Below are 23,768 nucleotides of genomic sequence, written 5' to 3'. Positions count from 1 at the left end.
AGCGGGCTTGTCGATGCGCCATGAGGGCTGGCCGGGACCGTCCTCGGGGCTCGGCAGCCGGCACTTCGATCTCAAATTGCGATTGATCATGCGCACCCTCGGCACCGGCTCCCAGAAGGAACTCGGAAGCCTGCTGCAGGAGATCAACCCGCAGACCGGATTCCTGCCCAGTCGGGCCTATAAATGGGTGACCGGCCGCGCTCTGCCGCGCGATCAGTCGATCTTCGACGACCTGGCCCAGCTCCTGGGGCTTGAGGCCGACGGCGGTCCGGCGGGCGGGGAATGGCTGCGCACGGTGGATTTCGCCGGGTTCCGGTCCGCGATGATCGCCCGCTACGGGACCCGGGCCGGCCAGGACGCGGACCCGGACAGAGGGGCGCCGCTTCAGAGCGAGACCATTCGCCGGTCCGGAGTCCCGGACGCCGGCGTCCAGGCGATCCCACGCTTCGTCCACGGCAGCTATCTCGTCGTCAGCCCGGCCTGGTCGGCCTATCGCCACGATCAGTTCGTGATCGGCGAGATCGTCATCGGCGAAGGCGACCGCGGGACCGTCATGATGCAGTATCGCGAGCGCCTTCCGGGCGGCGATGTCGTGATGCGCGGACTGGTGTGGCGGCTTGGCCAATGCCTGCACGCCACGATCACCGAGCCGGAAGGCGAGCATGTCATGAGCATGATCTTCGCCGTTCCCGTCCCCCCCGGCGTGGCGCTTGCCGGGGTGATGAGCGGGACGCCGGTTCACGATGCCGAGACGCGGATGGTCAGCGGACGGTTCATCGCCCTCGATCTTCCCCAGCTGCGCGGAGCGGATCCTGCGGCGGCGGAGCCCGGGGAGGGCGATCTCGAGGGTTATTGCGAGGCCTCGGTCGCGGGGGTGGAGCGGCTGCTGGAGATGGCGGGAGCGACGGTTGGGAACCGCACGCTCCTGGCGGCCGGCATCTGCGCCTATCTGGGCGAGACGGCGGGGGACGGCCTGATCGACGTGCGGCAGGCCGCCGTCAACGATCTCGTCGGTCACCTGATCGGCTGACGGTCCCGGACCGTGCTCAGGTCTCGAAACAGCTGAACAGATGGGTCAGCCTAGGAATGTCGCGGGCGATCTCCTGGGCACGCCGGCCGACCTCCCCGGACGGGCGCGCCGGATTTCTGTCCAGCGGGTTCGGCAGGATGGCGGCGAGACGGGCCGCCTCGGTGCGTGTGAGGCCGCTTGCCGGTTTGCCGAAATGCCGCTGGGCGGCCGCCTCGACCCCGTAGATGCCGTCGCCCATCTCGACCACGTTCAGATAGAGTTCCAGGATCCGGCGTTTCGGCACCAGCAGTTCCAGCCCGAGCGCCAGCGGGATCTCCACCGCCTTGCGCAGGATCGAGCGCGAGGGCGGCAGATACAGATTTCGGGCGAGCTGCATGGTGATGGTGCTCGCCCCCCGGCTCGGCCGGCCGGTCTCGCGGAACTCGTCCAGCACCTTGTTCATCTGGCGCCAGTCGATGCCGTTATGCGCGCAGAACGTCTGGTCCTCGGAGACCACGACCGCCCGGGCCGCGTTGGCCGACATCTCGGACATGGGGACCCAGCGATAGACGGCCGAGGCCTCGCGCCACAGCATCAGCGGCGTTCCCGGTGGCGGCACCACCCGGTAGAGCAGGATGACCAGCACGGGAAGGACGACGAAGACCACCAGCATCGCCAGGAGAATCCGCCGGATAAGTCGTGCCATGATGCGCATCCCCCACGATGGACGGCGAAGTGCCGGCGTTGGCGACCGCCCGTCCTCGTCTGCGTCAGTCGGTCCGTGATGGGTCGTCCGACCGGTCCTGTCAACCGACCCGGCCACGGAGCGGGCCGGTGTGGTAACGCGCTTTGTCGCCGTTCGTCCCGGCGGTACTACTTCTTTTGTTGCGGTCCTGATCAACCAAGGTCGGGCCGCGTGCGGGAGGGGTTCGGGTAATGCGATCACCCAGAGCGGCCGTCGTCGGCGCTGTCATAGCCGGCGCCCTGATCCTCGCCTCTCTGGCGGTGCTTGAGGCGGCGCGCACGCGCGTGGAGACGCGGGACCTGACTGTCAGCGCCACCCCGGTGACCGCCTACGCCAGATCCGGAGCCGAGGGACCGGTGGTCGTCATCGCCCATGGCTTTGCCGGGTCGCGGCAGATGATGCAGGGTTATGCCCTGCCGCTGGCCCGTGCCGGCTACCGGGTCTTCAGCTTCGATTTTCTCGGACACGGGCGCCATCCGCTGCCGATGTCCGGGGACGTCACCGCGGTGGCGGGCACGACACGCCTGCTGATCGCGCAGACCGAGGCGGTCATCGATGCCGTCTCCGACGGGCAGGCACCGGTCGCGCTGCTGGGGCATTCCATGGCGACGGACGTGCTGGCCCGTGTCGCCGCCGAGCGGTCCGATATCGGGCCGGTCGTCTTGCTGTCGGCCTACTCGCAGGCGATCACGCCGGACACGCCGCGCACGCTGCTGCTGTTGGCGGGGGAATGGGAGCAGGGCCTGCGCGCTGCGGCGCTGGACTATGCGCGGCAGGTCATGCCGGAGGCGGTCGAGGGACAGACGGTGACCGCGGACGAGGTCACCCGCCGTGCCGAAGTGGCGCCCTTCGCCGAGCATGTCTCCATCCTGCACAACCGGGCCGCCCGGCAGGCCGCGCTCCGATGGATCGACCAGGCCTATGGCCGGCATGCCGAGACAACCATCTGGCCCACCGGCTGGGCGATCCTCGGTCTGTTTGCCGGCCTGGTGCTGATCTTCGGGAGTATCGCGCCCCTGGTTCGCGGCATCGAGGCGACGTCGGGTCGACTGACCGGCCGGCAGGTCGCCGCGGCCTCCCTGCTGCCGACGCTGGTGGCGCCGTTGGTTGCCGTGCCCCTCAATCCCCAGCTTCTGCCCGTGCTGGTGGCCGACTATCTGGCCCTGCATCTGGCGGTGTTCGGGCTGGTTCAGCTTGCGCTGATCCGATGGTGGCGGGTTTCCGTGGGCCGGATTTCAATGCCGGCCTTCGTGCTGCTGCTCGGGTGGTGCTGTCTGTTCGGTGTGGCGCTCGACCGCTACGTGGCGAATTTCTGGCCGACACCCGGCCGCTTCTGGATTATCGCGGCCATGGCGCTGGGGGCGGTTCCGTTCATGGTGGCGGATTCGATGCTGACCCTGCGGGCCGGCCTGCTTCAGCGTCTGGCTCTGCGCGGCGCCTTCCTGCTGTCCCTGGGACTGGCGGTCGCGCTCGATTTCCAGGGGCTCTTCTTCCTGCTCATGATCGCGCCGGTGGTGCTCCTGTTCTATCTCGTCTTTGGCACGGTGGGGCGGGTGGCGGGTCTGCGGGCCGGTCCCCTGGCGTCCGGCCTCGCCCTTGGGCTGGTCCTCGCCTGGGCGCTGGGGGTGAGTTTCCCGCTGTTCGCGCCTTAGATGGCGCCGGTCTTCCTGGGGCGGCCCCGCTTCAGCCTTAGGACTATCGCCTCCGCCAAGGGGGCGTCTTGCGGGCGTCGTCGGCGGTCGACGTCACAAAACTGCAGCCGAGGGGTCACAGAATCGACCGGCCGACTGCAACAAAGAGTCCGCGAAGCTCTCACATAAACAACACCGGCTCCTGCGACACTCCAGGTCTGTTCACATACTGGAGTATGAGCCATGAGAGGCTTCTTCCGCCTGGCCGCAGGCGCGCTCGTCGCGCTCGGCCTGATGGCCGGACCGGCATTGGCCGACGACCGGCCGGAGCTGGTCGTCGCTGTCAATGACCTGCCCGATACGCTCGAGCCGGCCGACGGCATGGGCAACGTCCATGTCCGCATCATCTACTCGATGTTCGACAGCCTGATCCGCCGCGACTTCCTGGCGAACGGCAAGGGCAGCGGCTCCAAGCTGGTGCCGGGCCTGGCCGAGAGCTGGAAGCGGATCGACGACAAGACGATCGAGTTCAAGCTCCGCGAGGGCGTGAAGTTCCACAACGGCGACGAGGTGACCGCCGACGACGTGGTCTTCACCTTCACCCACGGCCGCATGCTGGGCGATCGCCCGATCGTCCCGACCGGCCGTCAGGAGATGAACACAATCAGCCATGCCGAGCGGGTCGACAAGTACACGGTTCGCATCGTCAGCCGTGTGCCCGACGTCATGATGGAGCAGCGCCTGGCCGGCTACGCGAGCTGGATCGTCAACGCCCGCGACTACCTGACCCGCGGCTACGACCAGGTGCGCCGCAGCCCGGTCGGCACCGGCCCGTACAAGATCGCCGAGTTCGTCGATGGCGAGTACATCAAGCTGGTCGCCAATGACGACTATTTCGGCGGCAAGCCCACCGCCAGCAACATCACCTTCAGGGTGGTGCCGGAGACCTCGGCCCGTGTCGCCGGTCTGGTGAGCGGCGAGTTCGATATCATCGTCAACGTGCCGCCGGACCAGGTGCCGGTGCTGGAAGGCTATGACGACATCGAGGTCAAGCAGGTGGTGCTCGACAACACCCACATGCTGGTCTTCTACATGGACGCCCCGTTCATGAAGGACAAGAATGTCCGTCAGGCCCTGTCCCTGGCGATCGACCGGGCGCTGCTGCGCAAGGCGCTGTGGAACGACAAGAACTTCACGCCGAACGGTCACCAGCTGCCCGACTATGAGATCTATCTGGCCGACTATCCGGATTTCGAGTTCAACCCGGAGAAGGCCCGCGCGCTGGTCGAGGCGTCGTCCTACAAGGGCGAGGAAATCGTCTACCGCCTGCCGCTGAACTACTACCTGAACAGCCTCGAGGCCGCTCAGGCGATGCAGCAGATGTGGAAGGATGTCGGTCTGAACGTGAAGGTCGAGCCGGTGGAGAACTGGTCCCAGGTGACCAAGGCCGAGGGTACCAACATCCGCCCGTGGTCCAACACCCACCGCATCCCGGATCCGAGCGGATCCTTCGTCTCCCAGTGGGGCCGGATCAGCGACGTCCAGAACAACAAGGCGTTCCCCGACCGTGCCTGGAAGGCGCCGGAGGAGTTCAACAAGCAGCAGGACCGGCTGGTCTCCAGCACCGAGACGGCGGACCGCAAGGACGCCTACCGCAAGGCGCTGGACATCTGGACCGACGAGGTTCCGGGCACGATGCTCTACAATCCGCTCGAGACCTACGCGCACAAGAAGTCCGTCAATTGGGAGCCGTACTCGCTCTACTACATGGACTTCCGTCCCTACAATCTGACCTTCGGGGTCGGCGGCTGAGGATGGCGCTTGCGGCGTGGCGGTCGGTGGACCGTCGCGCCGTGGCGCATCCCGCCCCGAATATCAGCGGTTGATGAGTACACTTCTAGAAATTCGCGACCTGACCGTCCGGATCGATCTTCCGGGCGGTCCGGTCTTTCCGGTCCGCGACGTGTCGCTGCGGATCGGCCCCGGCGAGACGCTCGGCCTGGTCGGAGAAAGCGGCTGCGGCAAGACGCTGACCTGTCTCTCGGTCATGGGACTGTTCGGCCGCCGCGTGTCGGTGGAGAGCGGCGAGATCGCCTTCAAGGGCACCCCGCTGGACCCCAAGAGCCGTGCCGACCGCGCCCGTCGCGCCCGCGGCATGGGCATGATCTCCCAGAATCCGATGACCGGCCTGAACCCGGTGCGCACCCTGGGCTGGCAGGTGGCGGAGGCCTATCGCATCCGCACCGGCTCCAGCCGCCGCGCCGCCGCCGCCCGCGCCGTCGAATTGCTCGACCTGGTCGGCATTCCCGAGCCGCGCCGCCGGTCCCGCGACTACCCCCACCAGATCTCCGGCGGCCAGCAGCAGCGCGCGATGATCGCCATGGCCATCGCCGGCGAGCCCGCCCTGCTGGTTGCCGACGAGCCGACCACCGCCCTGGACGTCACCGTGCAGGCGCAGATCGTCGAGTTGCTGTCCCGGCTTCAGCGCGATCTCGGCATGGGCATGCTGTTCGTCACCCATGACCTGGGACTGGTGGCCGAGGTCGCCGACCGGGTGGCGGTGATGTATGCCGGGCGCGTGGTCGAGATGGCGCCGGCCGCCGAGCTGTTCGCCCGGCCGCGCCACCCCTACACGCAAGGTCTGCTCACCTCTCTGCCGTTCCTGGACGACGAGGTGGAGCGGCTCAGTCCCATCGACGGCACCGTGCCGTCCCTGCGCGCCATGCCTCGGGGCTGCGCCTTCGCGCCGCGGTGTCCCCATGCGTCGGAGATCTGCCGCACGGCAGTGCCCGATCTGTCCGGCGCGGTGGCCTGCCATCATCCGCTGGCCGTACGGACGGAGGCGGCATGAGCGCGGTTCTCGCCGAGGCCACAGAGCCGGATGAGCCCAGGCCGCTGCTGCGGGTGGCAGGCCTGGCACGGCGCTTCAGCCTGCCGCGCACCAGCCTGTTCGGACCGCGTCCGGAACTGACGGCGGTGGCGGATGTCTCCTTCGACCTGGCGGCGGGCGAGACCCTTGCCGTCGTGGGCGAGAGCGGCTGCGGCAAATCGACGGTGGGCAATCTGGTGCTCAATCTGCTCAGCCCCAGTGCCGGGTCGATCCGGTTCGACGGCGAGGATCTGGCGTCGGCGGACGATACCCGCTGGCGCGACCGGCGGCGGGACCTGCAGCTGATCTTTCAGGACAGCCGCAGCGCCCTGGATCCGCGCCTCACCGTCGAGGCTCAGGTGGCCGAGGGACTGGAGATCCACAAGGTCGCCACTGCCGCCGACCGGAAGATCATGGTCGCGGCCATGCTTGAGGCGGTCGGGCTCGGCGGCGATCTGGCCAGGCGCTATCCGCACGAGCTGTCGGGCGGCCAGCAGCAGCGCGCGGTGATCGCCCGCGCCCTGGTGCTGGAGCCGAAACTGGTGGTTTGCGATGAGCCGGTGGCCGCCCTGGACGTCTCGGTCCAGGCCCAGGTGGTCAACCTGCTGCGCGACCTGCAGCGCAATCTGGGGCTCGCCTATCTGTTCATCTCGCACGACCTCAGCCTGGTGCGCCATGTGGCCGACCGGGTGGCGGTGATGTATCTCGGCCGCTTCGTGGAGGTGGCGGAGTGCCGTGATCTGTTCGCCGCGCCCGCGCACCCCTATGCGAGGGCGTTGATCGGCGCGGTGCCGGCGGCGCGGTCCCGCCGCGGCCGTCTGGTGCGGCCGCTGCGCCTGGAGGGCGAGCCGCCGAGCCCGATGAACCCGCCCAGCGGCTGCCCACTGCATCCACGCTGCCCCTTCGCCACCGACCTCTGCCGGACCGAGCTTCCCGCTCTGCGCCCCCGGGCCGACGGCCGCTCGGTCGCCTGCCATCACGCCGAAGCCAGCCAGGCCGACGGCCTGGAGGCGCAGGGCGGCAGCGACGCGTCCCAACCCCTGAAGGTCTTCCCATGAACCTGCGCTATGCCGCGATCAAGCTGCTGCGGGCGATGATCACCCTCTGGCTGGTGGTGACCTTCGTCTTCGTCGTGCTGCGCCTCACCGGCGATCCGACCCAGCAGCTGCTGCCGGACGATATCGGCCCGGAGATCCGCGACTATTACCGCGCCGCCTGGGGCCTCGACCGGCCGCTGTGGGAGCAGTACCTGCGTTATTTCGAGGCGGCGCTGCGCGGCGATTTCGGGATCTCCTTCCGCAACAGCCAACCGGCCATCGACCTGATCTGGCAGCGGGTGCCCAAGACCCTGGAGCTGGGGCTGGCGACGTTCTTCTGTTCGCTGGCGCTCGGCATCCCCCTGGGCGTGCTGGCGGCGGTGTGGCGGGACAGCTGGGTCGACCGGCTGACCATGTCCTTCGCGGTCTTCGGCTTCTCCATGCCGAACTTCTTCCTCGGTATCCTGCTGATTCTGCTCTTCGCCCTGAACCTGCGGGTGCTGCCGAGCTCCGGCTACGGGACGTGGCAGCACATGGTGATGCCTGTCTTCACCCTGGCCACCGCCTTCGCCGGGGCCATCGCCCGCTTCACCCGCTCGGCCATGCTGGAGGTGCTGTCGCGCGACTACATGCGCACGGCCGAGGCGGAAGGGGCCTCGCGCTTCCGGCAGGTCTGGTGGCACGCCTTTCCCAACGCGGCGATTCCGGTGGTGACAATCGTCGGCTTCAGCCTGGGCGGCATGATCGGCGGCGCGGTGGTGACCGAGAACGTCTTCGCCTGGCCGGGCGTGGGCCGGCTGCTCACCAGCTCGGTCGCCGACCGCGACCTGTCCATCGTCCAGGGCATCGTCGTGCTGGTGGCGATCACCATGGTCTCCGCCAACCTGCTGGTCGACCTCGCCTATGGGTGGCTCGATCCAAGGGTCCGCGTCGGCGGCCAGGAGCGCTCGCGATGAGCGCCGAGACCGCCGACAACGCCGCTCCCGCCCCGAAGCCCGCGGCCGCGCGGGCGGGCAGGCCGGTGGGCGCGTGGCGCATGCCGCTGCTGGTGCGGATCGCCGCCGCGATTCTGGTGCTGGTCTCATTGGTCGCCCTACTGGCGCCGCTGCTGACCCCGTACGGCTACGAGGAAACCGACCTGCTGTATCGGCTGAAGCCGCCGTTCTGGTCGTCCCTGTCGATCGAGGGGCATCTGCTGGGCACGGACAAGCTCGGACGGGACCTGCTGTCGCGACTGCTGATCGCCACCCAGGTATCGCTCGCGCTGGCGCTGCTCGGTACCCTGATCGGTGCGGTGCTCGGCACGTTTCTCGGCATCCTCGCGGCCCATCGCGGCGGCTGGGTCGACGAAGTCGTGATGATGCTGGTCGACTGGCAGGCGGCGATGCCGTTTCTAATCATCGCGCTGGCGGTGCTCGCCTTCCTCGGCAACAACTTCTACCTGTTTCTTGCTCTGATGGGCCTGGCCGGGTGGGAGACCTATGCCCGCCTGACCCGCAGCCTGGTGCTGTCGGCCCGCGAGCAGGGCTATGCGGTGGCGGTGCGGGCGCTCGGCGCGCGGCCGCTGCGGCTGTACGGCCGTCACATCCTGCCCAATGTCATGGGGCCGCTGATCGTCCAGCTCACCCTGAATTTCCCGCAGACCATCCTGCTGGAGACCTCGCTCAGCTTCCTGGGCCTCGGCATTCAGCCGCCTCTCACCTCGCTGGGCCAGATGCTGGGAGACGGGCGCGACTATCTGCTGACCGCCTGGTGGCTGGCGGTGCTGCCGGGCGGGGTGATCTTCCTGACGACCCTGTCGATGAGCCTGTTCGGCGACTGGCTGCGGACCCGGCTGGATCCTACGCAGCGCTGAGCCCTAAGCTAAGCAGCGCTGAGAACCGCGCGGCGGCCGAGGGCGGGGTCGTTGACCAGCAGCCCGTCGACGCCGGCGGCGATCAGCCGGGACAGGTCGTCGGTGCTGCAATCGCCGACCTCCCGGTCGGTGCCGGTGCCGCCGGTGGTCACCCAGACGGTGCAGCCCTGGCCGTGCAGCGCCGCGATGATGTCGGCATCGGCATCGCGCTCCCACAGTCGGATGAGGTCGACGCTCTCGGCCAGGAAGGCGTCCACGGGGGTGGTCCCGCTGTTCAGGGCGAGGATCCGCGCCGCCGGCAGATGCGCCCGCGCCGGACCGACCAGGGCAGGATCGCGCAGGCCGAGCGCGATCCGGCGCGGGTCGAACGCCGCCGCGGCGAGGTCGGCGGCGATCTTCTCGATCACGGCAGGGATCAGCGACTTAACGTCCAGCATCAGCGGAATGCGTCCGTGCGCCGCCTCGAACAGGGTCGCCAGCGGCAGCACCGACGCCCCGGCCGCGGCGGCGGTCCTGGCCAGCTCTTCGGCCGGCGTGTCGTCGATCAGCACCGAACGGCCGGCGATCCGGGACAGGTCGGCATCGTGGGAGACAACCAGGGTGCCGTCGCCGGCGATCCGCACGTCGCACTCGACCCGGTCGGCCCCGGCGGCGATGGCGCTGTCCAACGCGGCCAGGCTGTTTTCCGGTGCGTGGGCGCTGTCGCCGCGATGGGCGATGATATGGGCCGGCAGTCGGGTCATGCGGCCCGGTCCAGGGCGTTGACGTGGCCGGCGAAGGCGCGCAGCCGGGTCAGGCTGTCGCCCAGCATCGCCCGCGCATGGCGCTGCAGTTCCAGGATGGCATAGGTGCCGGGCAGCACGTCGGAGACATCGGCCAGGGCGTCCAGGTCCATGCAGCCGCTGCCGAGCGGCGCGTGCATGTCGCCGATGCCGAAATACATCCAGTCATGCTGGGCGGCGATCGACGGGATGGCCGGCCGACCGCTGGCCTCGCTGATATGGATATGGCCGGTCACCGGCGCCATCGCCCGGGCGCCGGCGACCGGATCCAGGTCGAGCAGCCCCGCGCCCTGGTTGGCGTGGCTGTAGTCGAGGCAGCCGGTCACGCCCGGATGATCGACCAGGGCAAGCTGGCGGGCCAGTGCTGCCGGATCGAGCGAGTAGCTGGTCAGGCGTCCGGCGATCACCGCCGGGTTCGGGCTGATGTTCTCCAGTGCGATCCGCAGGCCGGCATCCCGGGCGATGTCGCCCAGCGCCGAAAGCTCGTCGCGCTCGAAGGCGAGCAGTCCGTCGGCATCGCGGGCCCAGGCCTCGGGGCTGGCGCGGCCGGCATGGATCACCACGATGCCGGCGCCGATCTCGGCGGCCAGCTCCACCGACACCCGGGCGGCGGCGCGATGCCGTTCTATGTTCTCGCGGTCCATAAAGTCGATCGGGATCGGGGCGTGAAGGGTGACGGCCAGGGGGCGCTCGGCGCAGATCTCGCGCAGCTCGGCGACCCGGCCGGGGATCAGCCCGGCATCGGCCACCACGCCGAGATCGGAGGCGTAGCACTCCACCACCTCCGCGCCCAGGGCGATCAGTTCGTTCATCTGCGCGCGCACGGCGTCGAGATCCCCGGCGACGCCGCCGAGATTCGCGCCGATGCCGGCGATGCGGAGCGGATTTGGCACGGCTTGTGACCCCATCTGGAACGGTTGATGCGGGTGACCTTGCCACGTCTTGATGACCATTGAGTGAAACCACTGGGATTCCTTGGTTTCACCGGCATTTCGGGGCGCGCCGGCCACGCGCCTGTCGGCCGGAGACAGGGCTTCTCGCCTGGAAGCAGATGGCATGTAATGCGAATCGTTCTCATTCGCAAAATTGTCGGGTATGGTGCCTTCGGATTTCGACATTCATCGGCGGAGCGGGCGTTGCAGTTCAGGCCAAGGATGACATCGACCGTCGATCGGATCGTGCCGATCGACGCGGTCAGCTGCCTCAAGTTCGAGTGGATGGCCATTGACCTGTGGCGGGTCGAGGCGCGGCAGGGTGCGGGCGGCCGGTATGTATCGCCGGACCCGCGCTTCGTCGTGTTCTTCGACGGTGCGCAGATCGCCCTGGGTCCGACGGGTGCGGCCGACCCGTCCCTGTGCTCCGCCTTTTTCGTGCCGGCCGGCGTGCCGCTCTGCGGCCGGCTGGCGACCGTCGGCGATCTGGAACATATCGATATCCATGTGGACGAGAGCCGGTTGCGCCGGATCGTCGGCCCGTCGGTCGATCTCGACGCCGCGCTGTTCCTGCCCGACAGCATGGAGCTGCGCCGGCTCTGCGCGCTGCTGGCCGACGAATGCCGACGCCCGGAGCGGCCCGGCGGTTACAGCGAGGCGCTGGCCTGCGGCGTGATCCACGAGTTCTTCCATCTCGGCGCCCGGCACAGCGCGGAGCGCGCGGCCCCCGCCTGGATGGACCAGGTGATGGACCACGTGCTGGACCGGCTGGACCGGCATCCGAGCGTCGACGAGCTCGCTTCGGTGGCCGGCATGTCGCGCTCGCGCTTCACCCGCCGGTTCAAGGAGGTCGCCGGCCTGTCGCCGCATCAATGGGTGATGGGTACCCGGATCAAGCAGGCCCAGCGTCTGCTCAGCGAGGGGGCGCTGCTGTCGCAGGTCGCCCATGACACCGGCTTCGCCGACCAGGCGCATTTCAGCCGCTGCTTCCGCCACGCCACGGGCATTTCGCCGGGCCGCTGGACCAAGCGGCACGTTTGTTCAAAAGCCTAGGCGTTCGTTCAAGACAGGCTTCCGGCGCGACTCTAAGCAGGGCGGATGATCGTTTACCGCCGTCCGCGCCCTCGGCGCCCGGTTCTGACGGCGTGCTTTACTGGGGGAATTGCGAGATGAGCAGAACGGCTTCGCGGCGGGGCTTGGCCCTGCGTTTTGTCCTGTCCGCCCTGATGGTGTCGACCGCGGGCTCCGCCCTGGCGCAGGACGCCGACAAGGTCCTGGTTCTTGAGCCGGTGCAGGTCCTGGGCAACCAGGAGGACGCGACCGGTCCGGTGGGGGAGAGCAACAATCCGCCGACCGTGACCGGCTCCAAGGTGCCGGTTTATGCGACCGAAGTGCCCCAGTCCCTGTCGATCCTGGGCAGGGAGGACCTGGAGCGGTTCAACGCCGACAGCGTCAGCGAGGCACTGCGCTATACCCCGGGCGTGACCGCCGATGTCTTCGGCAACGACACCGATTACGACTGGCTGCGCATCCGCGGCTTCCAGGCGGACCAGACCGGCACCTATCTGGACAATGCCCAGAACCTCTCCTTCGCCTTCGGGTCGTTCTACATGGACACCTACACGCTGGAGCGGATCGAGGTTCTGCGGGGCCCGTCCTCGGCGCTGTATGGCGGCTCCAATCCGGGTGGTATCGTCAACTACATCTCCAAGCGCCCGGGCGAGCGGGTGCGTGAGTTGGTGCTGGGCATCGAGGATGCGCCGGCGGCCTCGCTCTCCTTCGACTACGGCGATCCGCTGGAGAACGGCCAGTCCTATCGCGTGGTCGGCAAGATCAAGGGCGGCGACAAGTATGACGACCTGAACGAAGGCGTGCGCGGCACCCTGGCCCCATCCTACAAGTTCGAGACCAGCCACGGCACCGAGGTCACCCTGCTGGCCAATGCCCATATCGCCGACGAGAAGCATAACGGCAGCAGCTTCCTGCCCTATGCCGGCACCGTCACCGCGACCGAGCAGTTCGGCCATATCGACCGGGACGCGAACTTCTCCGACGAGGACTGGGACAGCTACAAGCGCGAGCAGTTCTCCGCGACCGCCATCGCCGAGCACACCTTCGACAACGACTTCACCCTGACCGGCATCGGCCGTGCCGGGGTCGCCAGCGTGGAGGAGAGCTACTACTACCCGTTCGGCTATGCCGGCTATGCGACCACGCCGAGCGATGCCCAGGGCACCCTCAGCCTGATCGCCTTCGAGCACGACACACTGGTCCGCACCGCCCAGACCGACATCCGGTACTACGGCACGGTGCATACCGGCCCGGTCAGCCACGATCTGCTGTTCGGCCTGGACGCCCGGTACTACTGGCTCGACGAGACCCAGGCCTCCGGCTTCGGCACGAACCAGGTGGTCAACCCGACCAACCCCGGCACCCCGACCCTGGGCGCGCCGTATCAGGACGCCACCACGACCCAGTCGCAGACCGGTCTGTATGTGCAGGATCAGCTCCGCTTCGGCGACGGCTGGATCGTGACCGGCAACCTGCGCCACGACTTCGTGGAGACCGAGCAGGACGGGGCCGCCGGCTTCGAGCGCAGCGACAGCGAGAGCTCCTGGCGCGCCGCGGTCGGCTACGAGTTCCCTCTCGGCATCACGCCCTATGTCAGCTACTCCAGCTTCTTCAACCCGCTGATCACCTCGCCGGCCAACGGCGTGACCGAGCCGGAGAGCGGCGAGCAGGTCGAGGCCGGTGTGAAATGGGCGCCGGAGGGCGAGAACTTCTACCTGATGGCTGCCGCCTTCCAGATCGACCGGGAGAACGTCGTGACCGGGGCGTTCCCGAACTACAACCAGCTCGGCGCAGTGCGCTCGACCGGATTCGAGTTCGAGGGCGGCTACCAGTTCGGCTTCGGCCTGACCGTCGTCGGGACCGCCACCGTGCTCGACGCCGAGGTGACCGAGGACACCGACGCCTCGCTGATCGGCAACACCCCGACCCTGATCCCGGAACACGAGCTGACCCTGCGGGCAGAATACGCGTTTCAGGGCCCGCTGGACGGCGTGTCGATCGGTGCGGGCGTGCGCCACCGCGGCGAGAGCTACGCCAACGACGCCAACACGCTGACCGTGCCGGACGCCACCCTGTTCGATCTCTATGCCGGCTATGAACTGTCCGAGAACCTGGATCTGAACCTGTCGGCCACCAACGTGGCGGACAAGCGTTACGTAACCGGCTGCCAGACCGAATACGTCTGCTCCTACGGCGCCGGCCGCGAGGTCATGCTGACCCTGAAGGCGACCTGGTAAGCCTCAGGAAACCTACGTCTCACGCGAAGAGGCGGCCCGAGGGCCGCCTCTTATGCCTTTGAACCTGCGAGGGGATTTAAGCCTGCTTGCGGGTCTCGAACATCGACCACACGCCGTCGGCGCCGTCCCAGCTTCCGCGGCTGGCGGCCTTGGAATACTCGGTCGCCCGCTGCTCGAAGAAGTTGGCGTGCTCGACCCCGTTCAGGATCTCCACCAGCCAGGGCAGGGGATGCGGCTTGAGCTGGCGGTAGCCGCCTTCCACCGCCTCGAAGCAGCCGAACACCGTCGGCAGCTTAAGCTGGGTCAGGCGCCAGTCGGCGATGTAGCGGACGTAGTCCTTGATGTCCTGCGCCGTCATGCCCTCGATCTCGCCGAGCTCGAAGGCGAGATCCACGAAGCCTTCCTCCAGGCTCACCATGGTCTTCGCCACGTCGACGATGTCGTCGCGCACCGCCGGGGTCAGCGCGCCGGTCTCGCGGTTCCACTCGTGGAACAGCCGCACGATGCCCTCGCAGTGCAGGCTCTCGTCACGCACCGACCAACTGACGATCTGGCCCATGCCGTTCATCTTGTTGTGTCGCGGGAAGTTCAGCAGCATGGCAAAGCTGGCGAACAGCGCCATACCCTCGGTGAAGGCGCCGAACATCGCGAGAGTGCGGGCGACGTCGCCGACCGTGCCGACGCCGAAGGTGTGCATGTAGTCGGCCTTGGAGCGCATGGCGTCGTAGTCGCGGAACGCCTCGAACTCCGCCTGCGGCATGCCCAGCGTGGTCAGCAGCAGGGCATAGGCGTCGATATGGACGGTCTCCATGTTGGTGAAGGCCGCCATCATCATCTGGATTTCCAGGGGCTGGAAAATCGGGATGTAGCGCTTGAGGTAGTTGTCGCCGACCTCCACGTCCGACTGGGTGAAGAAGCGGAAGATCTGGGTCAGCAGGGCCCGCTCCGCCTCGCTCACCCGCGGCGAGGCCCAGTCCTTGAGGTCGCCGCCCAGCGGCACTTCCTCGCCCATCCAATGGGTCTGCTGCTGGCGCTTCCAGAACTCGTAGGCCCAGCCGTAGCGGCTGACGTCGTAGGTGCCGGTCGATTCCAGCAGGCCGACCCGGCCGGTGCCGATCAGCTCGCGCGGGTCGAGATGGACCAGGGAGGTCGCAGCGGGGTTCACTGACATGACAGGCACTCCTCGTAATCGGTCGGCTCGACGGTGAAGGCCTGGCGCTCCACGGCTTCGAGCTGTCCGGCGAACCCGGCCCGGCTGACCGATTTGGAGCGGCAGTAATACAGGCTCTTGATGCCCCGCTCCCAGGCGGTCCAGTGCAGCATGTGCAGGTCCCACTTGTGGATGTCGGCCGGCAGGAACAGGTTGAGCGACTGGCTCTGGCAGATGAACGGCGCGCGGTCGGCGGCGAAGTCGATCAGCCAGCGCGGATCGATCTCGAAGGCCGTGCGGAACATCGACTTCTCGTCCTCGCTCAAGCAGTCGAGATGCTGCACCGAGCCCTCGTGCTCCAGGATGCTTTCCCAGATCTGAGAGGTGTCGGCGCCCTTGGCCGCCAGTAGCTTCTTGAGGTGCGGGTTGCGGACGGTAAAGGCGCCCGACAGGGTCTTGTGGGTGTAGATGTTCGCCGGGATCGGCTCGATGCAGGCGCTGGTGCCGCCGCAGATGATGCTGATCGACGCTGTCGGGGCGATCGCCAGCTTGTGGCTGAACCGGCTCTGCATGCCGCGCTCGGCGGCGTCGGGGCAGGGGCCGCGCTCCTCGGCCAGGGTCACGGAGGCGGCATCGGCCTCGCGCCGGATCTTCTTGAAGATCCGCATGTTCCAGGACTTCGCCAGGGCGCTCTCGAACGGGATGCCCTGAGCCTGCAGGAAGGAGTGGAAGCCCATCACGCCCAGACCGACCGAGCGCTCGCGCATGGCCGAGTAGCGCGCCCGGGACATGCCGTCCGGGGCGTTCTCGATGAAGCTGGTCAGCACGTTGTCGAGCATCCGCAGCACGTCCTCGACGAAGCCCGGCTCCTCGTTCCACTGCTCCCAGGTCTCGATGTTCAGCGAGGACAGGCAACACACGGCGGTGCGCTCCTCGCCCAAATGATCCGCACCGGTCGGCAGAGTGATCTCGCTGCAGAGATTGGACGTCGAAACTTTCAGCCCCAGCTCGCGCTGATGCTTGGGCAGATTGTTGTTCACGCTGTCGATGTAGAGCAGGTACGGCTCGCCGGTCTGCAGGCGGGTCTCCAGGATGCGCTGCCAAAGCTGGCGGGCGTCCACCTGGCGCATGACCGCGCCGTCCTTCGGGCTCTTCAGGTCGAACATCGCGCCGTCGCGCACCGCCTCCATGAAGGCGTCGGTGACGTTGATGCCGTGATGCAGGTTGAGGCCCTTGCGGTTGAAGTCTCCGCTGGCCTTGCGGATCTCCAGGAACTCCTCGATCTCCGGGTGGTGGATGTCGAGATACACAGCCGCCGAGCCGCGCCTCAGGGAGCCCTGGCTGATCGCCAGGGTCAGGCCGTCCATGACATGGATGAAGGGGATGATGCCCGAGGTCTCGCCGGTGCCCTTCACCGCTTCGCCGATCGAGCGCACCTTGCCCCAATAGGTGCCGATGCCGCCGCCGTTCGCCGCCAGCCAGACATTCTCGTTCCAGGTGTTCACGATACCGTCGAGGGAATCCGGCACGGTGTTCAGGAAGCAGGAGATCGGCAGGCCGCGGGTGGTGCCGCCGTTGCTCAGGATCGGGGTCGCCGGCATGAACCACAGGCGGGACATGGCGTCGTACAGCCGCTGGGCGTGGTCGATGTCGTCGGCATAGGCGCAGGACACCCGGGCGAACATTGCCTGGAAGTCCTCGCCCGGCATCAGGTAGCGGTCGCGCAGGGTGGCCTTGCCGAACTCGGTCAGCAGCGAATCACGACCCCGGTCGAGCACCAGATCGTCGGGGGTGGGCGCCTTCGCCAGCGGACGCGGCAGGGGCGCGCGCTGCGGCTCTGGCCGGGCCGGTGTCACCGCAGCCGCCGGAGCCGTGGGCCGGGCGGTCGCCGGCGCCCTCGGCGCGGCGGGAGCGGGCGAGAAATTGCCAGTTTCGTCAAAGTCGTAGGCCAGCTGCGTAGACATGGACACCCCTCGTGTCGGTGGAGGGGGAGTCGGGAGGGCCTGCGGGAACGGGCAACAGCCCAGCAAGCGCCTTCCGGATCACCCCGCCCGGGACGGATATGCGCGCACGGCAGGTCTCCTGGCTCGCGGGTCCGAACGACTGTCTGGCCTTCCCAGCGTCCCATGGACACCAGTGACCCCTCATCGACAGCCGCTAGCCGCTTACAGTTGCGGGGGCAGCTCCGGTCTTGCACCGGAATTCCCTCTTAGCCCTAGATATTGGTTATCCAGGGACCGTGAACGCTGCATTTAGTAATGATTTGCGCCATGGCGTCAATCCTTTCCTGTGACGCTTCCGGGGCCGCCGGGCATGTCGGTGGCGGACAAGCGGAGGTCGCAGAGGGACGCACCGTCGAGGCCGGATCGGGCGTAGCCTTGGCGATAATCGAGGTGCTGTCCGTTTGGCTGGGAGGAGCCGGCGGGTGGATAATTGGGAAGCCGGTGCGATACCGGTACTGCCCCCGCAACGGTATTGGAGTGCAGCGCGGCAAACAGCCACTGGGATCACCGGGAAGGCGCCGCGTGGGTCCGCAAGGGCCGCTCCAGAGTCCGGAAACCAGCCTCGGGACGGCCAGGGGATCGCGGTGGGCGATCGGCGGGCTGCGCGTCGGCATGTCTGGGTTCCGGACGCCCGGCCGCTGACGCCGCTTTCATCCATCGGACCCGAACAATGAAACGTGTCTTCGACGCGGGGTGATGTGATGGATGCGCGGCTTCGGACTCAGGAACTGCTTCTTCGCCAGAAATCAGGCTTCAGCCTCGACCGGGAGCTGTACGTCTCGCCCGAGACCTACGCCCTGGATCTGGAGCTCATCTACTACCGCGACTGGCTGTTCGTCGGCCATGACTGCGAGCTGGCGAAGCCCGGCAGCTACATCACGGTGCAGGTCGGCGCCTATCCGGTGATCGTGATCCGCGGTGCCGATGGCGAGATCCGCGCCTTCCACAACGCCTGCCGCCACCGCGGCTCGCGTCTGTGTTCGGCGGAGAAGGGCGCAGTCGCCAAGCTGGTCTGTCCCTATCACCAGTGGACCTACGAACTGGACGGCCGGCTGCTCTTCGCCCGCGATATGGGACCGGGCTTCGATCCCGCCTCCTACGGCCTGAAGCCGGTGCATTGCGAAGGCGTGGCGGGCTATCTGTTCATCTGCGTCGCCGACCGGGCGCCGGACTTCGCTCCGGTCCGCGCGATGATCGAGCCGTACCTGGCGCCGCACCGCCTGCGCGATGCCAAGGTGGCGCACGAGACCACGATCATCGAGAACGGCAACTGGAAGCTGGTCTGGGAGAACAACCGCGAGTGCTATCACTGCGCCGGCAGCCATCCCGAACTCTGCCGCACCTTCCCCGACACGGTCACCCATGCCGACCCGAATGGCAGCGAGGGAGATCCGGCCCTCGTGGCGCTTTGGGAGAAATGTCGGGCCCTCGGCCTGCCTAGCGGCTTCGACATGGCCGACGACGCCCAGTACCGCATCACCCGCATGCCGCTGCTGCGCAACGCGGAGAGCTACACCATGTCCAGCAAGCCTGCCGTGAAGCGGCCACTGAGCGACGCGGTGCGCAGCTCCGGCCTCGGCGCGCTGCTGATGTACCATTATCCCACCACCTGGAACCACGTGCTGGGCGACCATGCGATCTCGTTCCGCCTGCTGCCGGTGGGGCCGACCCAGACCGTCGTCACCACGAAGTGGCTGGTGCACCGCGATGCGGTGGAGGGCGTCGATTACGACCTCGACGAGCTGACCAAGGTCTGGCTCGCCACCAACGAGCAGGACCGCAAGGTGGTGGAGGAGAACCAGATCGGCGTGAACTCCCCCGCCTACGAGCCGGGGCCGTACTCTCCGACCCAGGAGGCCGGGGTGATCCAGTTCGTCGACTGGTACACCGGCACCATGCGCCGCCGTCTCGGCGGCACCCCGGAGCGCCGCAGCGAGGTCGCGTGACTATGCGGTCGATCGAGGCCCTGCCGCGCTTCCGCAGTCTGGACGAGTTGGTTCCCTGGAACGCCCAGTCGCAGATGCTGGAATGCGTGGCGGTGCTGCCGGAAACCGCCAGTGCCCGCACCTACTGCTTTCAGACGCCGGAGGAGAGCTGGTTCCGCTATCAGCCGGGCCAGTTCATCACCCTGGAGATCCCGCTGCCGTCGGGCACGGTGCACCGGACCTATACCCTGTCCTCCAGCCCGTCGCGGCCGATGCTGATCGCCATCACCGTGAAGCTGCAGGACGATAGCGTCGGCACCCGCTGGTTGTTCGACAATCTGCAGGTCGGCGGAAGGCTGAAGGCCTTCGGGCCGGCCGGGTTCTTCTCCTGCCATACCTGGCCGTCGGACAAGTACCTGTTCATCTCCGCCGGGTCGGGCATCACGCCGATGATGTCGATGACCCGCTGGTTCTTCGACCAGGGCCGGCATTGCGACATCGCCTTCATCAACTGCGCCCGGCGCCCCTCGGAGATCATCTTCCGGGCCGAGCTGGAACGCATGGCCGCCCGCGTGCCGTCCTTCAACCTCGCCTGGGTGGTCAGCGAGCCGGACCCCTACAGCGTGTGGACCGGCTATCGCGGACGGCTGAACGGGCTGATGCTGGAGCTGATCGCGCCGGACTATTTCGAGCGCGAGATCTTCTGCTGCGGCCCGGCGGCCTTCATGCAGGCGGTGCGCGACGTTCTGAACGCCGCCGGCTTCGACATGGAGCGCTATCACGAGGAGAGCTTCCACGCCCCGGTGACCGATCCGGCGGCAGTGGACGAGCCGGACGACGTCATTCCGGACGAGAGCAAGAAGGCGCGCATCCGCTTCCTGGCCTCAGATCTGGAGGCGTCGTGCCACGAGACCGACACCATCCTGTCGGTGGCGCGCGAGGCCGGTCTGAACATTCCCAGCGGCTGCCAGTTCGGCGTCTGCGGCACCTGCAAGGTCCATGTGAGGTCGGGTCAGACCCACATGGTCCACAACGGCGGCATCCGCGAGGACGAGGTGGAGGAGGGTTATGTGCTCGCCTGCTGCACCCAGCCGATCGGAACGATCGAAGTCGAGGTCTGAGGGGGGCCACTCACTCCTCTTCTCTCACTCCCCGGATTTAGTCCAGGGCATACGCGTGAGGCCGCACGGTCCTCCGTCAGATCACGCGGAACAGTAACTAAATCCGGGGAGTGTAGAGAAGGGAGAGGGAACTAACGCTTCGTCCCGTCCCGCACGATCTCCACGATCCGAGACAGATCCTGATCGGCCCGCCCCTGGAACTTGCCGTGCAGCATGACCAGCCGGGCCGCCTGACACACCCACATGGGCACGCCCAGCGACTCGCCCTGCTCGATGGCAAGGTTCACGTCCTTCATCAGGATCTCGACCGTCGCGCCGAAATCGAAGCTGCCCGGGACGATGTTGTTGGGGAACACGTTGGTGGTGGCGAAGTTCTTGCCGGTGCCGTTGTTCAGCACCTGCAGCATGGTCTCCGGCGCGATGCCGCCCTTCTCGGCCATGGTCATGGCCTCGGACGTCGCGACAAGGCCGACCGCGAACAGGATGTTGTTGGTCAGCTTCATGGTCTGGGCCGCGCCGGGTGTGTCGCCCGCCACCACGACCGTGGGCCCCCAGGCGCGGAACACCGGGTCGAGCCGGGCCACCGTCTCCGGATCGCCGGACACCATGACGGCGAGGGTGCCGGCGGCGGCACCGGCCGGTCCGCCGCTGATCGGCGCGTCGATCACCGCCACGCCGCGCTCGGCGCAGAGCCGCTCGACCTCGGCGACGAAGGGCCCGCCGACGGTACAGGTGTTCACCAGGGTCTTCAGCGCGCCGCCGGCGAGCAGGTCGTCCAGGGCTTGGCGGAAGATCGCCAGGGTCGGCAGCGAGACCACCACCGTGTCGCAGGCATCGGCCAACTCCGCCGGCGAGCCGGCCCGACGCGCCTGGCGGTCCAGCAGCGGCTGCATCGCCTCGTCACGGATGTCGTGGACCCAGAGCTCGTGGCCGGCATCGAGCAGCTTGCCCGCCATGGGGCGGCCCATATTGCCGATGCCGAGAAATCCGATGCGCATTGTCGTCCTCCCATGGGCGGCCGGGAGGGTCATCGCGGTCGGACCGGTGCCTCCCTTGTGCCGAAAGCCAGCAGGTCCCGCCGGAGCGTGTGCCGGCGGGACCCGGTATCCGTTACTTCTTGAGGCGCGGCTTCTCGATGTTGGCGAGGTCGCAATGGGCGTCGACCATGGCGGAGAAGTCCTGGGCGCCGAAACCGCGGGCGCGGGCGGCGCTGAACATCTCGCGGGCCGCCGCCGCCATCGGCATCGGCACCTTGGCGGTATTGGCCGCCTGCATGATCAGCGACAGGTCCTTATGGGCCAGGTCGATGGTGAAGCCCGGGCTGGTGTCGCCGGCCAGCACCTTGTCCGGCCAGTTGATCTTGAGCTGACCGTTCATCGCCGTGGTGCCGTAGATCACGTCCAGCGTGCTCTCCAGGTTCAGCCCCAGGCCCTGGGACAGGGCCAGCGCCTCGGCGTTGAACTGGCAGGAGGCGACCGCCAGGAAGTTGTTCACCAGCTTGGTCCGCGTGCCGGTGCCGACCCCGCCGCAGTGATAGATCGTCGTGCCCATGGCCTCGAGCATCGGCTTGACCAGCTCGAAGTCCTCCAGCTCGGCACCGACCATGAACAGCGACTCGCCGCGATCCGCATGGGCCGCGAGACGGCCGACCGGGGCATCCACATAGCGCAGGCCCTTGGCCTTGGCCTGGGCGGCGAGATCGTCGGTGGTGCCCGGCTCGACGGTGCTCATGTCCATGATGAGCGCGCCCTTGGGGGCGTTGGCGATGATGCCGTCCGCGCCGCCGACCACCTCGCGCACGACCGGGCCGTCGGGCAGCATGGTGATGATGACGTCGCTCTTCTTCGCGACCTCGGCCGCTGTGGGCGCGCTGGAGGCCTGAAGCTCTTCAAGCTCCTTCACCGCGTCCGGATTGATGTCGTTGACGACGAGGCGGAAACCCTTGCGGGCCATGTTGGACGCCATCGGCCGCCCCATGCGTCCGAGCCCGATAAAACCGACATTCATAGAGATAGTCCTCCCGATTTGGTTGGCCTTCCTTGTAGGGGGCGGGCGGACCCCCTGACCATACGGGAAATGACCGGTGCGACCTCAGAGTCCGGCGCGCGCCCGGGCCTCCTGGTCATAGGCGAAATACTGCCGGTGGGTGGCGATGTGGTCGGCCACGTAGAGCGCGTCGTGCCACACCCCCCAGATGAACGACGACCCGCGCCGCGACAGCCAGGGCAGCCCGACGAAATACAGACCCGGCTCGGCCGACACGCCGCGCTTGTGCTGCGGTTTGCCGGCGGCGTCGAAGGCGTCCACCTGCAGCCAGCCGAAATCGTATTCGTAGCCGGTGGCCCACAGGATCGTGCTCACGCCCGCCCCCGCAAGGTCGAGTTCGAGGACCGGATCGGTGAGGCAGGCCGGGTCAGCCGGGATCACCCGCATCTCCGGCTCCTCCGGCAGGTCGAGACCGTTGCGGGCGATATAGGCGTCGGCCTGATCCAACTCCGACATCAGGCTCGCGTCGCCGCGCGCCAGGTTGTCGGCCAGGTCGGGGGCGAAGCGGATCGTCCCGTCCTCGTACCCCGCCGTCATGCCGACCAGGGTCATGCCGCGTTCGGCCAGCCGCCGGAAATCGACCGTATGGCCGCCATAGGCGCCGCTGACCGCGATGGTGACATGCTGGGTGTCGGGGTCGGGCGTCTCCGCGTCCCAGCGTCCGAGCACGCCGAGCCACCAGCAGTAGTCGCGCTCCCGGTAGCGGCGGGGATAGCGGTTGTGCGGTCCGACCGAGAGATAGACCCGGCGCCCGGCACGCAGCAGTTCGTCGGCGATCTGCGCGCCCGACGACCCGCACCCGACCACCAGCACCGCCCCCTCGGCAAGCTGATCCGGGTTGCGGTAGGCAGCGGAGTGCATCTGCGTCACCGGGGCGTTCTGCGGCACGATGCGGGGGATGACCGGCCGCTGGAACGGACCGGTGGCGGCGACCACGTATGTCGCGTCGATCGGCCCGTCGGAGGTCTCCACGTGGAAGCCCGGCCGGTCGGGGTGGCGGGTGACCTTCGTGACCTCCACACCGCAGCGGATCGGGGCCGACACCTTCGCGGCATAGTCGGCGAAATAGGCCGCCACCCGCTCCTTGCCCGGGAAGCCGTCCGGGTGCACGTCGTCGAACTCCAGCCCGGGGAACCGGTCGTGCCAGGCGGGGCCGTTCGCGACCAGCGAGTCCCAGCGCCCGGTCCGCCAGCGCTCGGCGATGCGGCCGCGTTCAAGCACCAGATGCGGGACGCCGAGCGACCCCAGATGCGCACTCATCGCGACGCCGGCCTGGCCCGCACCGACGACCAGCGTCTCTACCTTCTCAACCGTCATGCCCATGCCCCCTGGCGATCCCGATCCGCAGCCGACTC

Annotated in this window: 19 protein-coding genes and 2 riboswitches; of the genes, 11 read left to right on the top strand and 8 right to left on the bottom strand. The window is 67.9% G+C overall.

What is annotated here, in order from left to right; genetic code table 11:
• The first annotated feature begins 7 nt into the window (after positions 1-7).
• On the top strand, positions 8-1,030 hold the full coding sequence (locus BLS34_RS17615; protein ID WP_139189381.1) for a hypothetical protein: 1,023 nt from the start codon (positions 8-10) through the stop codon (positions 1,028-1,030).
• Between the two features lie 16 nt (positions 1,031-1,046).
• On the opposite strand, the gene mtgA is transcribed toward BLS34_RS17615, so the two are convergent.
• Positions 1,047-1,715, bottom strand: coding sequence for a monofunctional biosynthetic peptidoglycan transglycosylase (gene mtgA / locus BLS34_RS17610; protein ID WP_093152384.1), 669 nt, complete (start codon positions 1,713-1,715; stop codon positions 1,047-1,049).
• Between the two features lie 230 nt (positions 1,716-1,945).
• Between mtgA and BLS34_RS17605 the strand changes: the two genes are divergently transcribed.
• The 6 genes from BLS34_RS17605 to BLS34_RS17580 all read left to right on the top strand — a co-directional run bounded on the left by BLS34_RS17605 (position 1,946) and on the right by BLS34_RS17580 (position 9,146).
• A complete protein-coding gene (locus BLS34_RS17605; protein WP_093152382.1) occupies positions 1,946-3,406 on the top strand; it encodes an alpha/beta hydrolase in 1,461 nt (486 codons plus the stop codon).
• A gap of 222 nt (positions 3,407-3,628) precedes the next feature.
• Entirely contained in the window at positions 3,629-5,197 is a 1,569-nt protein-coding gene (locus BLS34_RS17600; protein WP_093152380.1) for an ABC transporter substrate-binding protein, read from the top strand.
• Between the two features lie 73 nt (positions 5,198-5,270).
• Entirely contained in the window at positions 5,271-6,236 is a 966-nt protein-coding gene (locus BLS34_RS17595; protein WP_093152378.1) for an ABC transporter ATP-binding protein, read from the top strand.
• Positions 6,233-7,312 (top strand): ABC transporter ATP-binding protein, encoded by a 1,080-nt coding sequence (locus BLS34_RS17590; RefSeq protein WP_093152360.1) that lies wholly within the window; start codon positions 6,233-6,235, stop codon positions 7,310-7,312. The genes BLS34_RS17595 and BLS34_RS17590 overlap by 4 nt, the downstream gene beginning before the upstream one ends.
• The gene (locus BLS34_RS17585; RefSeq protein ID WP_038013078.1) at positions 7,309-8,247 is read left to right on the top strand and encodes an ABC transporter permease; all 939 of its coding nucleotides are present in this window, start codon (positions 7,309-7,311) and stop codon (positions 8,245-8,247) included. The genes BLS34_RS17590 and BLS34_RS17585 overlap by 4 nt, the downstream gene beginning before the upstream one ends.
• A complete protein-coding gene (locus tag BLS34_RS17580; protein WP_093152357.1) occupies positions 8,244-9,146 on the top strand; it encodes an ABC transporter permease in 903 nt (300 codons plus the stop codon). Before BLS34_RS17585 ends, BLS34_RS17580 begins: the two co-directional genes overlap by 4 nt.
• A gap of 8 nt (positions 9,147-9,154) precedes the next feature.
• Here the strand turns inward: BLS34_RS17580 and BLS34_RS17575 are convergent, their stop codons facing one another.
• Positions 9,155-9,889 (bottom strand): glycerophosphodiester phosphodiesterase, encoded by a 735-nt coding sequence (locus BLS34_RS17575; protein ID WP_093152356.1) that lies wholly within the window; start codon positions 9,887-9,889, stop codon positions 9,155-9,157.
• Positions 9,886-10,821: a sugar phosphate isomerase/epimerase family protein gene (locus BLS34_RS17570; protein WP_175474273.1), complete on the bottom strand. Its 936-nt coding sequence runs from the start codon at positions 10,819-10,821 to the stop codon at positions 9,886-9,888. Before BLS34_RS17570 ends, BLS34_RS17575 begins: the two co-directional genes overlap by 4 nt.
• 261 nt (positions 10,822-11,082) lie before the next feature.
• On the opposite strand from BLS34_RS17570, the gene BLS34_RS17565 reads away from it, so the two are divergent.
• Positions 11,083-11,913, top strand: a complete 831-nt coding sequence (locus BLS34_RS17565) for a helix-turn-helix domain-containing protein (protein WP_139189380.1) — start codon at positions 11,083-11,085, stop codon at positions 11,911-11,913.
• A gap of 116 nt (positions 11,914-12,029) precedes the next feature.
• Positions 12,030-14,168, top strand: coding sequence for a TonB-dependent siderophore receptor (locus BLS34_RS17560; RefSeq protein WP_093152348.1), 2,139 nt, complete (start codon positions 12,030-12,032; stop codon positions 14,166-14,168).
• Positions 14,169-14,244: 76 nt separating this feature from the next.
• On the opposite strand, the gene BLS34_RS17555 is transcribed toward BLS34_RS17560, so the two are convergent.
• Entirely contained in the window at positions 14,245-15,339 is a 1,095-nt protein-coding gene (locus BLS34_RS17555; RefSeq protein WP_093152346.1) for a ribonucleotide-diphosphate reductase subunit beta, read from the bottom strand.
• Entirely contained in the window at positions 15,330-17,282 is a 1,953-nt protein-coding gene (locus BLS34_RS17550) for a ribonucleoside-diphosphate reductase subunit alpha (protein WP_093152344.1), read from the bottom strand. The genes BLS34_RS17555 and BLS34_RS17550 overlap by 10 nt, the downstream gene beginning before the upstream one ends.
• A 91-nt stretch (positions 17,283-17,373) precedes the next feature.
• Positions 17,374-17,575, bottom strand: a riboswitch (cobalamin riboswitch).
• A 131-nt stretch (positions 17,576-17,706) separates the two neighbouring features.
• A riboswitch (cobalamin riboswitch) is annotated at positions 17,707-17,887 on the top strand.
• Between the two features lie 135 nt (positions 17,888-18,022).
• On the opposite strand from BLS34_RS17550, the gene BLS34_RS17545 reads away from it, so the two are divergent.
• Positions 18,023-19,267: an aromatic ring-hydroxylating oxygenase subunit alpha gene (locus tag BLS34_RS17545; protein WP_093152342.1), complete on the top strand. Its 1,245-nt coding sequence runs from the start codon at positions 18,023-18,025 to the stop codon at positions 19,265-19,267.
• A 2-nt stretch (positions 19,268-19,269) separates the two neighbouring features.
• Positions 19,270-20,367 carry an FAD-binding oxidoreductase gene (locus BLS34_RS17540; RefSeq protein WP_093152339.1) on the top strand — a complete coding sequence of 366 codons (1,098 nt, stop codon included), beginning with the start codon at positions 19,270-19,272 and terminating at the stop codon, positions 20,365-20,367.
• Between the two features lie 131 nt (positions 20,368-20,498).
• Here the strand turns inward: BLS34_RS17540 and BLS34_RS17535 are convergent, their stop codons facing one another.
• The 3 genes from BLS34_RS17535 to BLS34_RS17525 form a co-directional block, all read right to left on the bottom strand.
• Positions 20,499-21,365, bottom strand: coding sequence for an NAD(P)-dependent oxidoreductase (locus BLS34_RS17535; RefSeq protein WP_175474272.1), 867 nt, complete (start codon positions 21,363-21,365; stop codon positions 20,499-20,501).
• 112 nt (positions 21,366-21,477) lie between these two features.
• Positions 21,478-22,374, bottom strand: coding sequence for an NAD(P)-dependent oxidoreductase (locus tag BLS34_RS17530; protein ID WP_038013074.1), 897 nt, complete (start codon positions 22,372-22,374; stop codon positions 21,478-21,480).
• Positions 22,375-22,458: 84 nt separating this feature from the next.
• A complete protein-coding gene (locus BLS34_RS17525; RefSeq protein ID WP_093152548.1) occupies positions 22,459-23,730 on the bottom strand; it encodes a flavin-containing monooxygenase in 1,272 nt (423 codons plus the stop codon).
• Positions 23,731-23,768 lie beyond the last annotated feature (38 nt).

It is taken from the genome of Thalassobaculum litoreum DSM 18839 (genome assembly GCF_900102465.1).
GTDB classification, from domain to species: Bacteria; Pseudomonadota; Alphaproteobacteria; order Thalassobaculales; family Thalassobaculaceae; genus Thalassobaculum; species Thalassobaculum litoreum.
Note: the sequence above shows the minus strand (reverse complement) of the source record. Positions and strands in the feature narration are given on the sequence as shown.

Bases quoted from the DNA above. Each gene is read 5' to 3' on its own strand.
- mtgA (WP_093152384.1), bottom strand. From the start codon at position 1,715: ATGGCACGACTTATCCGGCGGATTCTCCTGGCGATGCTGGTGGTCTTC.
- BLS34_RS17605 (WP_093152382.1), top strand. From the start codon at position 1,946: ATGCGATCACCCAGAGCGGCCGTCGTCGGCGCTGTCATAGCCGGCGCC.
- BLS34_RS17600 (WP_093152380.1), top strand. From the start codon at position 3,629: ATGAGAGGCTTCTTCCGCCTGGCCGCAGGCGCGCTCGTCGCGCTCGGC.
- BLS34_RS17595 (WP_093152378.1), top strand. From the start codon at position 5,271: ATGAGTACACTTCTAGAAATTCGCGACCTGACCGTCCGGATCGATCTT.
- BLS34_RS17590 (WP_093152360.1), top strand. From the start codon at position 6,233: ATGAGCGCGGTTCTCGCCGAGGCCACAGAGCCGGATGAGCCCAGGCCG.
- BLS34_RS17585 (WP_038013078.1), top strand. From the start codon at position 7,309: ATGAACCTGCGCTATGCCGCGATCAAGCTGCTGCGGGCGATGATCACC.
- BLS34_RS17580 (WP_093152357.1), top strand. From the start codon at position 8,244: ATGAGCGCCGAGACCGCCGACAACGCCGCTCCCGCCCCGAAGCCCGCG.
- BLS34_RS17575 (WP_093152356.1), bottom strand. From the start codon at position 9,889: ATGACCCGACTGCCGGCCCATATCATCGCCCATCGCGGCGACAGCGCC.
- BLS34_RS17565 (WP_139189380.1), top strand. From the start codon at position 11,083: ATGACATCGACCGTCGATCGGATCGTGCCGATCGACGCGGTCAGCTGC.
- BLS34_RS17560 (WP_093152348.1), top strand. From the start codon at position 12,030: ATGAGCAGAACGGCTTCGCGGCGGGGCTTGGCCCTGCGTTTTGTCCTG.
- BLS34_RS17555 (WP_093152346.1), bottom strand. From the start codon at position 15,339: ATGTCAGTGAACCCCGCTGCGACCTCCCTGGTCCATCTCGACCCGCGC.
- BLS34_RS17550 (WP_093152344.1), bottom strand. From the start codon at position 17,282: ATGTCTACGCAGCTGGCCTACGACTTTGACGAAACTGGCAATTTCTCG.
- BLS34_RS17545 (WP_093152342.1), top strand. From the start codon at position 18,023: ATGGATGCGCGGCTTCGGACTCAGGAACTGCTTCTTCGCCAGAAATCA.
- BLS34_RS17540 (WP_093152339.1), top strand. From the start codon at position 19,270: ATGCGGTCGATCGAGGCCCTGCCGCGCTTCCGCAGTCTGGACGAGTTG.
- BLS34_RS17535 (WP_175474272.1), bottom strand. From the start codon at position 21,365: ATGCGCATCGGATTTCTCGGCATCGGCAATATGGGCCGCCCCATGGCG.
- BLS34_RS17530 (WP_038013074.1), bottom strand. From the start codon at position 22,374: ATGAATGTCGGTTTTATCGGGCTCGGACGCATGGGGCGGCCGATGGCG.
- BLS34_RS17525 (WP_093152548.1), bottom strand. From the start codon at position 23,730: ATGACGGTTGAGAAGGTAGAGACGCTGGTCGTCGGTGCGGGCCAGGCC.